This is a genomic window from Shewanella woodyi ATCC 51908 (assembly GCF_000019525.1).
GTDB classification, from domain to species: Bacteria; Pseudomonadota; Gammaproteobacteria; order Enterobacterales; family Shewanellaceae; genus Shewanella; species Shewanella woodyi.
Genome location: NC_010506.1, coordinates 1,565,616 through 1,578,061, shown reverse-complemented (window position 1 = coordinate 1,578,061; position 12,446 = coordinate 1,565,616). Strand labels below are relative to the sequence as shown.

At 44.8% G+C, this 12,446-nt stretch carries 12 protein-coding genes and 1 pseudogene; 1 reads left to right on the top strand and 12 read right to left on the bottom strand.

The window, feature by feature from the left end; genetic code table 11:
- Positions 1-14: 14 nt before the first annotated feature.
- Genes SWOO_RS06300 through rpoE form a run of 3 tightly spaced genes read right to left on the bottom strand, consistent with a single transcriptional unit; the run spans position 15 to position 2,212 of the window.
- Positions 15-947, bottom strand: coding sequence for a MucB/RseB C-terminal domain-containing protein (locus SWOO_RS06300; RefSeq protein WP_012323877.1), 933 nt, complete (start codon positions 945-947; stop codon positions 15-17).
- Positions 948-996: 49 nt separating this feature from the next.
- The gene (locus tag SWOO_RS06295; protein WP_012323876.1) at positions 997-1,599 is read right to left on the bottom strand and encodes a sigma-E factor negative regulatory protein; all 603 of its coding nucleotides are present in this window, start codon (positions 1,597-1,599) and stop codon (positions 997-999) included.
- Positions 1,600-1,633: 34 nt separating this feature from the next.
- Positions 1,634-2,212, bottom strand: coding sequence for an RNA polymerase sigma factor RpoE (rpoE, locus tag SWOO_RS06290; protein ID WP_012323875.1), 579 nt, complete (start codon positions 2,210-2,212; stop codon positions 1,634-1,636).
- A gap of 200 nt (positions 2,213-2,412) precedes the next feature.
- Between rpoE and nadB the strand changes: the two genes are divergently transcribed.
- Positions 2,413-4,023: an L-aspartate oxidase gene (gene nadB / locus SWOO_RS06285; RefSeq protein ID WP_012323874.1), complete on the top strand. Its 1,611-nt coding sequence runs from the start codon at positions 2,413-2,415 to the stop codon at positions 4,021-4,023.
- A 27-nt stretch (positions 4,024-4,050) separates the two neighbouring features.
- On the opposite strand, the gene SWOO_RS06280 is transcribed toward nadB, so the two are convergent.
- The 9 genes and pseudogenes from SWOO_RS06280 to rppH form a co-directional block, all read right to left on the bottom strand.
- Positions 4,051-4,464 carry a protein YgfX gene (locus SWOO_RS06280; RefSeq protein ID WP_012323873.1) on the bottom strand — a complete coding sequence of 138 codons (414 nt, stop codon included), beginning with the start codon at positions 4,462-4,464 and terminating at the stop codon, positions 4,051-4,053.
- Entirely contained in the window at positions 4,445-4,684 is a 240-nt protein-coding gene (locus SWOO_RS06275) for an FAD assembly factor SdhE (RefSeq protein WP_041417516.1), read from the bottom strand. Before SWOO_RS06275 ends, SWOO_RS06280 begins: the two co-directional genes overlap by 20 nt.
- Positions 4,685-4,771: 87 nt before the next feature.
- Positions 4,772-5,680 (bottom strand): transcriptional activator NhaR, encoded by a 909-nt coding sequence (gene nhaR, locus SWOO_RS06270; RefSeq protein WP_012323871.1) that lies wholly within the window; start codon positions 5,678-5,680, stop codon positions 4,772-4,774.
- A gap of 21 nt (positions 5,681-5,701) precedes the next feature.
- Positions 5,702-6,085 (bottom strand): hypothetical protein, encoded by a 384-nt coding sequence (locus tag SWOO_RS06265; RefSeq protein ID WP_012323870.1) that lies wholly within the window; start codon positions 6,083-6,085, stop codon positions 5,702-5,704.
- Positions 6,082-7,282, bottom strand: a pseudogene (gene nhaA, locus SWOO_RS06260) (Na+/H+ antiporter NhaA). The gene SWOO_RS06265 and the pseudogene nhaA overlap by 4 nt, the downstream one beginning before the upstream one ends.
- 306 nt (positions 7,283-7,588) lie before the next feature.
- Positions 7,589-8,440, bottom strand: coding sequence for a thymidylate synthase (locus SWOO_RS06255; protein ID WP_012323869.1), 852 nt, complete (start codon positions 8,438-8,440; stop codon positions 7,589-7,591).
- Positions 8,441-8,531: 91 nt separating this feature from the next.
- Entirely contained in the window at positions 8,532-9,335 is an 804-nt protein-coding gene (locus SWOO_RS06250) for a sulfite exporter TauE/SafE family protein (RefSeq protein WP_041417515.1), read from the bottom strand.
- A 50-nt stretch (positions 9,336-9,385) separates the two neighbouring features.
- Complete coding sequence (ptsP, locus tag SWOO_RS06245; RefSeq protein ID WP_012323867.1) at positions 9,386-11,620, bottom strand: phosphoenolpyruvate--protein phosphotransferase; 2,235 nt, start codon at positions 11,618-11,620, stop codon at positions 9,386-9,388.
- Between the two features lie 98 nt (positions 11,621-11,718).
- Positions 11,719-12,240, bottom strand: coding sequence for an RNA pyrophosphohydrolase (rppH, locus tag SWOO_RS06240; protein ID WP_012323866.1), 522 nt, complete (start codon positions 12,238-12,240; stop codon positions 11,719-11,721).
- Positions 12,241-12,446: the final 206 nt, after the last annotated feature.

Genomic DNA, 12,446 nt, shown 5'->3' with positions numbered 1-12,446 from the left:
AATATGATTCTCAACTACTCTATGGTGATGCTTTTAGCGATGCGAGATAGGGTTTCAGCAGGCACTTTACCTACAGCAACCACTTCCGCATTACCGATCCGCTCTGTAGCTAAAGAGAGTCCATTTCTCGTGACTAACTCTTCAGGCATAACGGCATCACCCGCTCTAGCAACATAGACAGAAATATTGGCTATACCATCACTAAGCGCGATATATTCAACCGCTTCGTGGCTGCCCATTAACCTGTGACTGTCTTTGACTAAAACGTTAAACCCTTCAGGTAACCACTTAAACTTCCAGTTATCACCAGCATCTCTGGTGGGTTGAGCAATAACCCCAGGCCAAGGCTGCTTATAAGCTTCGTTCAGTATCGCAGGCACATCATCGAGCACTAACAGCTCAACCACTAAGATCTGCTCAAGTAGCTGCTTATCTTGGGTCAACATGTCGTAACGTAGCGGTAGGAACGTATCCATATCTAACCAGACTTGATAGCCATATCTAAAGCCATCGACAGGAATGATACGCACTAACTGACCCGGACGCCCCGCTAAGCGGCTACGACCACCTAATACAAATTGGTAACCCGATTCCAAAGACGAGATGTCTCCGGCAAAAGCAGGCGGCAAAATGCCTTGAATACGGCTCGCATTGATGCTGTAGGCAGGTTGATCATGTTCGATAAAAGTAACGGTATTTCCAACTCTTACCGCATTTTTAGGTGGACCATTAAGGTGCTCTAGAAACGCAACTTCTTTATCTTCAATCTTGCCATGGATGTAGACTAAAGGACGGATATGATCCGCTTGAAGTTGGATAAGGGAGATTTTGTACTCTTGCTCACGCAAGGCCTGACTCATATTTTCAAGCCAAGCCTTTGCCGACATATCTTCTTGCGCCATCGCAGGAAAATGTAAAACTAACAGTGCTAACAGGAAAAGACGCAAGCTAACTCCTTACGAGTATAACTAAATAGAAAAAGTACCTTTATGAGTACTAGTTACTCACAGGAATGGAATCAACTCCACTATTGTCTTCTATTTTAACCCCATTATTCAATCTCTGTTGCAACATATGATCTTGAATATAAGCATTGATGCGTTGACGCTGCTCTTTCATCTGAACATTACTGAAACCTTGGTTTTGTTGAACTGGACCAGTTTGCAGACTCACAGGCGTAACACTGCCCACAAGTGGACGCGTATTCAGCACAGGTAGTGGTGATGCATCGATAGCTGTCTCTTGGCTATAGTTTTGAACACCAATAACAGCAACTAAGGCAACACTTGCAGCGATGGCATATTGGCCAAACTGCTTAAACATAGGGATCACATTCGACTTCTTAGCCACTTGTGTCTCTTCAAGCTTAGGCTGAGCTGGGGCTAAAATAGCTGGCTCCAGTTCAATTGCGGCAGCGATACTAGCTGAGAGGTCTAAGTTCATTGTCTTAGGTAACTCACCACGCATTGCGTCGCCTATCATATGATAATCACGCCACTGCTCATGTGAATCCTTGTTAGCTGCAAGTTCAGCCAACGCCTGCTCATCGACTTCACCATCGACGGCAGCGGATACCCATTCCTGACCTAATTTATCCATTTTTCACCTGTATATTACGTATTAGTAAAAGATATTACTGCTCTAACAAAGGTTGGAGCTTTTTATCGATCGCCTCACGAGCTCTGAAGATACGCGATCTTACTGTTCCCACTGGACAATCCATTACATTAGCTATCTCTTCGTAACTCATCCCATCGAGTTCACGCAACGAAATCGCCATCTTTAACTCTTCTGGCAAGGTATCTAATGTGTCAAAGACCACTTTCTGGATCTGATCTGACATCATTAAGCGCTCCGGAGATGCAAACTCCTTTAACGCATCGCTACCATCATAATACTCAGCTTCTTCAGCATCGATATCATTTGCAGGAGCGCGTCGCCCCTGTGCCACTAAATGGTTTTTCGCGGTATTAACCGCAATCCGATACAACCAAGTATAGAATGCACTTTCGCCTCTGAAGTTTGGCAGTGCTCTGTAGGCTTTAATAAAAGCTTCCTGAGCGACATCTCCAACATCAGCCTGATTACGTACGTAACGTGAGATCAGGCTCATGACCTTATTTTGATACTTCTGCACTAAGAGGTTAAAGGCGTTCTTATCTCCCTGCTGTACCCGTTCAACTAACTGTTGATCACTTATTTGTCCACTCATCCGAGCCGACTACTCCTAAATCTAAAATGCTGATTTCTCAGTCGCTCGAATCATATTCACATATGTAGACTAGCTTACTTCTAAAAAGTTCTAAAAAAATTGCATAGAGTTGAATTTATTTTTCTGTTACCCAGGAATGTATCCATATTTGCTGACTTGGTTTACCATAGATAACACTCACAGACTTACCATGATACCTGATGAAACAAGTAGTTGAACACCAATCTGACGTTTTGGTTATTGGCAGTGGCGCTGCAGGCCTAACATTAGCGTTGCATCTTGCTGAAAAGTCACAAGTAATATTATTATCAAAGGGTCCTCTGAGTGAAGGCTCGACCTACTATGCCCAGGGCGGCATCGCCTCGGTATTTGATGAAGATGATACGATAGAATCCCACGTTGCCGATACTTTAGTCGCTGGCGCAGGTTTATGTGATGAGTCAGTGGTCACTTTTACCGCAAAAAATGCAAAAAGCTCCATGGAGTGGCTAATAAAGTGTGGCGTTGCTTTTGATAAAGAGGAGAGCTTCGAAGGCGATGCTAGCCAAGCTCCCTACCACCTCACACGGGAGGGCGGACATAGTCATAGACGGATCCTCCATGCCGCCGATGCCACGGGAAAAGAGGTTCAAGTCACTCTGCAAGATAGAGCTAAGGCTCACCCAAATATTCGTGTTCTCGAGCGCTATAACGCCATTGACCTTATTACCTCACGTAAATTAAACCTCTCAGGTAATCGAGTACTCGGTGCTTATATCTGGAACAGAGATGAGGAGCATGTAGAGACAGTTAAGGCTCGTTTTGTTGCACTAGCCACTGGCGGCAGCTCTAAGGTGTATCAATATACCTCCAATCCAGATATCGCCTCTGGTGATGGCATCGCGATGGCATGGCGATCTGGGTGTCGTGTGGCCAATATGGAGTTTAATCAGTTCCATCCCACTTGCCTCTATCATGCAGATGCCAGAAATTTCCTACTGACCGAAGCGTTACGTGGTGAAGGCGCTTTTCTTCGTCGCCCTGACGGTAGCCGCTTTATGCCAGACTTTGATGAGCGTGCAGAGCTGGCCCCCCGAGATATTGTCGCCCGCGCCATCGATTATGAGATGAAACGCTTAGGTTCTGACTGTGTTTACTTAGACATTAGCCATAAACCCGCTGACTTTGTCATTAAGCACTTCCCGACAATTCATAAGCGTTGCCTCGAATTCGGTATTGATATCACCACAGATCCTATCCCTGTTGTGCCTGCTGCTCACTATACTTGTGGCGGCGTGATGACTGATATCCATGGGCAAACCGACCTGAACGGCTTATATGCTATCGGTGAGGTCGCATACACAGGCTTGCACGGTGCCAACCGTTTGGCCAGTAATTCTCTACTTGAGTGCTTAGTATTTGCTCGTGCAGCAGGTGAGGATATTGAAAGCCAACTGCATAAGATCCCTATGCCAGGCCACATTCCCGCTTGGGATGAAAGTCAGGTATCCAACTCAGATGAAGAGGTTGTGATTGCCCATAACTGGCATGAGCTCAGGCTGTTTATGTGGGATTATGTCGGTATTGTACGCTCAGATAAACGTCTTGAACGGGCACTTCGTCGATGCGCCATGTTGCAGCAGGAGATCCAAGAGTATTACAGTAACTTCCGCGTCAGTAATAATCTACTTGAGCTAAGAAACTTAGTTCAGGTAGCAGAGCTTATCATTCGCTGTGCAATGGAACGTAAGGAGAGCCGAGGGCTCCACTACAACATAGATCATCCACAGCAGTTGGATAAACCGACCCCAACCATTTTACAACCTGATTAGCATTTGGTAACGCTAGCTAGAAGGGACTCAGCCTTTACTGGCAAGCAAAAGACGGCACAAGTTTCGGTAACTTGTGTCGTCACACATATCAGACCACACTATCATTAACGTCTGCTTTTCATCAGCTTCAATATAGAACAGGCAAACAAAGGGGGAAACAAACGCCTTTTGCGTTAACTTAAACCTCTCCTCCCCCTGCAAACGTCCCTCCCCAGCCCCATTAAGCACAAATTGAAAACGCCAACTCTTGAGTTGTAAAAACTGATGGATAAAAAACAGCAGCATAATCGAGAAAAACAGCGCTTTAATCAGGTGATATAGGAGTGAATCTAACAGGGGCCACGCAAGAAATGAGGTTAAACATAGACTGGCAAAAACGACCAACGAGAAACGCTGGTCGAATGACGAGGTGAGATTAAAGCTATGCTGCGTCTCTTCCACGGACACGGATCACCATCTTAGCGAGCTCAGGATCAGCGCATTTTTCATGGCCCATAAACCAAGCAAACAATACCGGATCTTCACCCTCTAACAGACGAACAAAAATATGTTTATCTTCAACGGACATCTGCTCGTAATGTTTTTCAACAAATGGTTGGAAGAGAACATCAAGCTCCAACATTCCTCTGCGACAAGCCCATCTAACTCTAGCGATATTCATTGGTTCAGACACAGAAATTATCCCTCTCTTTTATTTGCTGCTAGTGTAGTCTTATCAAGGAGTGACTTCAATATGAACTCAGTTTGATTATAGACGCTGTACTTCGGCATCACGACCTTCAAACAGATCGGTAAAATCGGTTGCCAAGAGACGCTTCACCGCTGGATGTTGAATCATCCTCTCAGCAAACATCACATGGTAGACCTCTTTAATGTCTGTAGTCTCACCAAGTAGATGCATACCATGAGATAAAATATCTTGCTTATAGATTGAGGGAGCAACGAAGATCCCCTGCTTAAAGTAGCCAAATGCCTTCATCATAGCCGCGTCATCAAACTCACCTAAGATATTGACATTGAGTCCGTTGACATCAAACCAGTGGTACAGTTGCTGGCCTAAAGAGGTGCGTTTACCAGGGATCAACAACTTGCCCTGTTCTAAACATTCAGGGAAAGGTTGACTGAACTGTTCAGCGGAGAAAAATGCAACCCCGCACTCCCCCAGTTTCTTGGATAAGATCTCTGGGTATTTCAAAGATTCACCAGCGCAATCAGATAAGATCATATCAAGTTTATGCTCGCGCAGCCGCTCCATTAAACTTTCATGGGTCGACTCAAAGCAGGCCAAATGCATAGAACCATCACTGGGAACAACAGAGAGAAGAACTCGACTCGCAAGCGCCTTAGAGAGCGCATCGGCAATGCCGACTTCAAATAGAATATTCTCATCTTTTTGGTAATTGAGAATATCTAGCATCTCATAACTCAGGCTAAACATCCTATCAGCGTAACGGAACACTAACTCACCAAGCTCAGTGGGCTCAAGAGAACGTCCAGAACGTTTGAATAGACTGCCTTTAAGGCGGGCTTCAAGGACACGGATCTGCCCTGTTACCGTTTGAGGGGCTAAGCATAAAGCCTCGGCAGCTTTCGCCACCGAGCCTTTTTTATGGACCATCCAAAAATAATAGAGATGGTTGTAGTTCAGATGAGACATATCTTCTCAGCTTAATCTAAGTTATTTAACTCTTTGACAATCCATCAAACTGTACATCACTTCATTAAGCATCTCTACACGTTTGATATTTCCCGCCGAAAAAGCTTCACCAAGACCGTTGACGAGTATCTCACGGTCTGGAATACGCCCTTCACAGTAGGTGCGGTTTGCCTCTTGAAAGCGTTTACCGCCGCGATACTTAAGAGCGCGAGACTCATAACTATCTGTCTCAATACGCGCGCCAACCGCATTGGGTTTATACATCAAAGCGCCATCAACAACCCCTTCTAGGTAATGCTGGCATGACTCACTTTGAACCTCTGAATTACACGCGTCTAATTGACTCGCACTTGCAGTAGGAACTATTCCCAGACACAGAGCCGATACTAACATTAAATTTCTCATGCTAATTCTCCTTGTTTGGTTTCCTTACTGTCTGCTGCTTCTGGTAGCACCTTAGATAACCAGAAGTAACCTATTAATGCTGACGATAACGAGCCAACTAAAATACCCAATCTTGCCAGATCACCATATGCTGCAGCATCACCAACAAAGGCCAATGAAGAGATAAACATCGACATAGTGAAACCGATACCACACATCACAGTTACAGGTGCGATATGCTTCCAACCCATACCTTCAGGCAGCACAGCGAGCTTTAATTTCACCGCTATGTAGCTAAATACTAAGATACCTAATGGCTTACCAACCAGCAGACCTAATGCGATACCTACAGGAACTGGCGATAATAGGTCACTAAAGCTCATCGGACTCAAATCCACCCCAGCATTGGCAAATGCAAAGATAGGCAAGATAATGAAAGTGCTCCACGGATGCAGGCTGTGCTCTAAACTCTCAGAGGGAGAACTGCCATCTTTCGCCCTTAATGGAATACAGAAAGCGATAATCACACCCGCTAAGGTAGCATGCACACCAGACTTTAGTACTGCAATCCAGAGGATCAGTCCCAAAACACCATATGGACCAAGCGCAGTCACACCTTTACGATTAAGCCCAACAAGCCCTACTATCGCCACAGCAGCAACGATTAAACTTATAGTTGAAAGATCTGTGCTATAGAACATAGCGATGATCACAACAACACCGAGGTCATCGATAATAGCCAAGGCTAACAAAAATACCTTTAATGAAACAGGCACACGGCTACCCAGCAACGCCATAACACCCAGTGCAAAAGCAATATCGGTTGCAGCGGGGATAGCCCAACCCGATTGAGTGAGCGGATCACTATAGTTAAACATCAGGTAGATGGCAGCTGGCATGACCATACCACCAATTGCTGCAAATGTTGGCAAAGAGGCTTGTGCTGCACTTGATAACGCACCTTCAAGTAGCTCTCGCTTAACTTCCAATCCAATCAACATAAAAAAACAGCGCCATAAGGCCGTCGTTGATCCAGTGAATAAGCGTCTTATCTATATCCAGACTACCCACACGAACTTGCATCTCTGTATCGAGAAAACCTTGATACATACCAGACATTGGCGAGTTCGCCATTAGCATTGCAAATACAACGGCAATCATCAGCAGTATGCCTCCTGCTGATTCTTGACTCATAAAATTCTTAATTGCCCTTTCCATAATACGCTCCAAAAACTTAATGACATGAGTTTAGCCGAAACGCATATACTTGAATATTCGTTTCCATTAGCCATACACATCGGTATTTCCGATGTTTCGAGTCTATAGACAGTTTGAGTATTTATCAAACAAGCTTTTTGCTAACTTTCAAGAAATGTGAACAGAAACAGATATCTGATAAAAAGATGAGAAAATGCGTAAAGGTAAAAGGGTATTTTTATTCATAAATAGTGGGTAACGAACATTCGTTCAACATCCGTTATCCCTAACTATTCAAATATTTAGCAAAACCGCTCTTTCAGTCAATTAAACTGAAAATGGGTATTTTATCGCGTCATGATGCTGGTAACCTGACACCTCAAAGTCATCCATAGTAACCCAAGTTTCCAGATCTTCAAGGGATTTAATATCCGGATTAATGGTTAATGATGCTGGTGCAAACGGCTCTCTTTTTAGCTGTACATCACGCATCAATTCGAGCTGATCTTCATATATGTGGGCATTCACTATCTTATGGTATGCCATTCCCGCTTTTTTCCCAGTGATCTGAGCCACAATAGCCAATAACGCAAATACCTGCACCTGATTAAAGTTTAAGCCTAATGGCACATCACATGAACGCTGAAAACTATTTAAGTAGAGAGTATCACCTAGCATTGAGAAGTTATGGGTATGCATACAGGGACGTAAACAGCCCATATGAAACTCACCTGGGTTATAGAAGCTTAATATCTCGCCTCTATCATCGACACCATTTTTTAGGTTATCGACTATCTTCCTAAGTTGATCCACACTGCCGCCATCAGGTTTACTCCACGCACGCCCCTGAACGCCATAAACACGCCCCATGTCATCTTCACCTTTACGATGAGAGTTGTTTAGCCAAGCTTGATTTTCATTGGCATTCGCATCCCATGTCTTGGCTCCCAGTTTTCTGAAATCAGCAGCATTGTCATAACCCCGTATATAGCCCAACATCTCGGCAATCGCACTCTTCCAAAAGCTCTTTCGAGTCGTAATAAGTGGAAACTCATTGTCAGCAACGTTATAGACAAGGTCGGCATTGATCACTGTTAAACAGCGTTTACCGGTACGCTCATTTTCAATCCAGGTGCCTTCATCGATAATTCTGTTACATAGATCTAGGTACTGTTTCATTGCGACTTATCCTCTGATGGCGCCTTACAAAAATTGGTATTTTTTCTTATACACAGGGCAATTGCCCTCACTGCTGCTATCGACAGTCTCATTAAGTGAGCGCAAGCTTAATGCCTGTGACGATAAGCAAAAGTGCAAAAACTCGCTTTAAAATAGGAGTTGGCCAGTGAGTAGCTGCTCTGACGCCCAACGGAGCCATTAACACTGAAGTGATAACTATCCCTAAAAGAGCAGGCAAATATACATAGCCTAATGTACCCGAAGGCAAGCCAGATACCTGCCAACCAGCAACCACATAACCTAGGCTACCAAACAGTGAGATAAACAGACCGGACGCCGACGAAAAACCTATCGCATTGCGCATCTGTAATCCACACCAACTCAAAAATGGGATCAAGAGTATTCCACCACCAATGCCCATTAAGGCTGCGATGATAGCAATAATGACTGAGGTTAAAAATAGAAACAGTGTCGATGGCAGCGGTTTATTTTCAGCTGCCACACGAAATGGAAATACCATCTGAATCGCCATCAAGATGATAAAGAAGGCAAATATCTGCTGCAGTTGCTCTGCACTTATCATCTTAGCTATAAAGCCTGAGCAAATAGAGCCTAAGATCAACCCCGGCAACATGGTTGTAAAAATAGGCCAAGGGATATTACCCCGTCTATGATGAGCCTGAGCCGATGAAAGAGAGGTTAAGATGATGGCTGCAAGGGAAGTTGCAATCGCCACGTGTGGTAAAATATCTGAAGAAAAACCAATGCTTGGGAGTAAAATAAGCAGCGCAGGTACCGCGATGACTCCACCACCTATGCCCAATAACCCCGCCATAAAGCCAATAAAGGCGCCTAAAGCCAAGCAACTGATAAAAACCAAAACCATGCTATCCAAGGCGGCACCTTCACAGAAAAAAGAGCGCTAGTTTATAACAAAAGGGGCTGTTAGTTAAGCAGAGCACCCAGCTCGCGAGATTCAAAGTAGCTTCTCACCAACTCCCTTACTTGACGGCCATTATTTAATGTCAGTGCCATCTCCAAAAGTTCGCTGAGATCAGAATGAGACACTCGTCTAAGTAGGTAGTTCACCTTAGCTAAACTCCCCTGGTTCATACTTAACTGATCATAACCCATGGCAACCAATAAAATAACACCGATAGGCTCTCCAGCAAGTTCACCACATACGCTGACAGGCAGATGGTATTGCCAACAGTCAAAACGTGCCCGCTTTAAAGCACGAAGTATTCCAGGGTGATAACAATCATAAAGCGTGCTGACCCTTGGGTTATTTCTATCCACAGCTAGCAGGTATTGGGTTAAGTCGTTAGAGCCAACGGAGACAAAATCTACCCGTTTTGCGACCTCTGCAAGTTGGTAAAGTAGTGCAGGTACTTCAAGCATGATCCCAAGTTTTGGTCTGACGATATTAGGGTTCACATCATTTTTCAGCTCAAAATAGGCTTGCTCTAAGTAAGCTTTAGCCTGATCTATCTCATCTAAACTGCTCACCATTGGCAGTAAGATATGCAGCTGCTCCCCTTCGCCCCCAGCTTGGACCATCGCCCTAAGCTGCACAAGAAACAGCTCAGGGTGATCAAGAGAAAGACGAATACCTCGCCAACCAAGAAAAGGGTTTTCTTCATTAATAGGAAAATAGGAGAGTGGTTTATCGCCACCGACATCTAAGGTACGCATCACCACCGGCTTATCACTGGCAGCGTCAAGAACTTCTTTGTACACCTTTACTTGCTCTGACTCGCTAGGGAATCTTTGGTGCAACATAAAAGGGATCTCAGTACGATACAGGCCAACCCCGTCTGAACCATCGGCTATCTCGGAAGCTAAACTGCTTAACAAGCCAGCATTTAAATAAAGATGGATCCGCTTTCCATCAATGGTCTCTGCAGGCAGGTTCAACTCCATCGCATACTGCTTTTGCAGCGCCTTTTCGGCAGAGATAAGGTTGCGATACTCATTAATCAATGTAGGAGTAGGAGAGACTAAGAGTTGGCCGCGGTTAGCATTGATAATAAGCAGCTTATTATCGATACCTGCCGTCAACACTCCCTCGACACCGATAATCGCCGGGACGCCTAAAGCTCGAGCTAAAATAGCCGCATGGGAGTTGACTCCCCCTTGCTCAGTCACAATTCCCACTAGTTTCTGTCTGGGGAACTCAGCTAACATGGTGGCATCGGCTTCTTTAGTGACCAAAATCACTGGGATCTCAGGATCAACCTCCATCCTTTCAGGCTCAATCAAGAGACGTAATACCCGCTGACCTAGATCGCGAATATCACTGGCCCGCTCCTTCAAGTAGAGATCTTGCATCTGAGTAAACTGCTCGATGTAACGCAGAGAAACTCGACTGACAGCTGAAACCGCACACCAGCCATCTCTGACCTCTTTAATGTACTCCCCCCCTAAACTCGCGTGATCAAGCAGAAGTAATAGAGCAGAGAAGATAGAGACCACTTCATTATCCTGCTCTTGATCAAATCGCTGCGACAGAGAGGTTAACGTATCTTTACAGGTACTAATCGCCGTGTGTAACCTTGCCTCCTCGGAGGTAATATCTTGAGCTCTTGACTCTGGCTGTTCCAGATCTATCTGGCCACCAAGTACTAAAGCATGGGCGATGGCGATACCGTTAGCAGCTGAGGTGCCGGTAAAATGCAGTTGGTTAGAGCTGGTTTTCACCTCATCTTTCATTCTCAGGTTTCTGATAGCCATCGCAAGCTGCGCCGCTAAGGTCATCAGAAATGCCTCTTCACCCTCATTAAACTGCCGAGCTTCGATCTGCTGAACAACTAGAACACCTAGAATGCGTTTTTGGTAGATAATAGGGACTGCAAGAAATGCGCGAAAGCTCTCCTCCTCAACTTCAGAGAACTCTTTAAACCTAGGGTGTTGACGGGCATCAGCAAGGTTAACAGCCTCTTCCCGCTCGGCAACTAGCCCAACTAGGCCTTCACTCAATGACATCTTCACCTGACCAACCGCATCAGTAAGCAGACCATCGGTGGCCGATAGAATAAGCTCTCGCCCCTCTAGTATATAGATAGAGCAACACTGGGTTGCCATGGCTGACTTGGTTTGAGACACCAATAGGGCTAATGCAGAGTGGAGATCCTGAGCCGCAGCAACAGCCTGTGTAATATCTCTTAGTGTTTTTAACACTTAGTAAACCTCCGTTTTCACTCTACTCATGCCATATTTTATATTCAGATAAAAGCTCCTTCTATGATAGGAGCCCCTATGTTTTGTTCTTTCGCAGTTTAACGCCGCCGACCTCTTCGATTGTTGCTATGATGCTCCCGCGACTGAAATGGCAGTGCGGTAGGTGCAAACTCCTTCATCACTTTTCTATAAACATCGCGTTTAAAAGAAACCACTTGTCGAACTGGGTACCAGTAACTCACCCAACGCCAATCATCAAACTCAGGATGGCCACAAGCATTAAGGTTGATGGCACTTTCACTGCTTTTAAGTTGTAGCAAAAACCATTTCTGCTTTTGCCCAATACACACAGGCTTACTATCTTGTCTAATTAAGCGTTTGGGTAATCTGTAACGTAACCAAGAACGGGTGGAAGTTAAGATCTGAACATGTTCTGGTCTTAGTCCAACCTCTTCATAAAGTTCTCGATACATTGCTTCCTCAGGAGTCTCGCCATCATCGACGCCACCTTGAGGATATTGCCAGGAATGTTGGCCAAATCTTCTCGCCCACATAACCTGCCCAAAACGATTACAGATAATGATGCCCACATTAGCCCGAAAGCCGTCACTATCAATCACATGGACTCCGTGAATTCACACTTTAATCATTCGATTGTTTCACAAAGCAGTGAGTTCGGCAAATATCCCGTGAGAGAATAACCTTGGATAAATAAATAAAAAAACCAACTTTATCAACAAGGGTTCCATTAAGTCAGTGAGGATATCCACAAAATCTGTGGATATCTCTGTTCTTAACTCATTTGTAACCGTTAAAAACCCAAAAT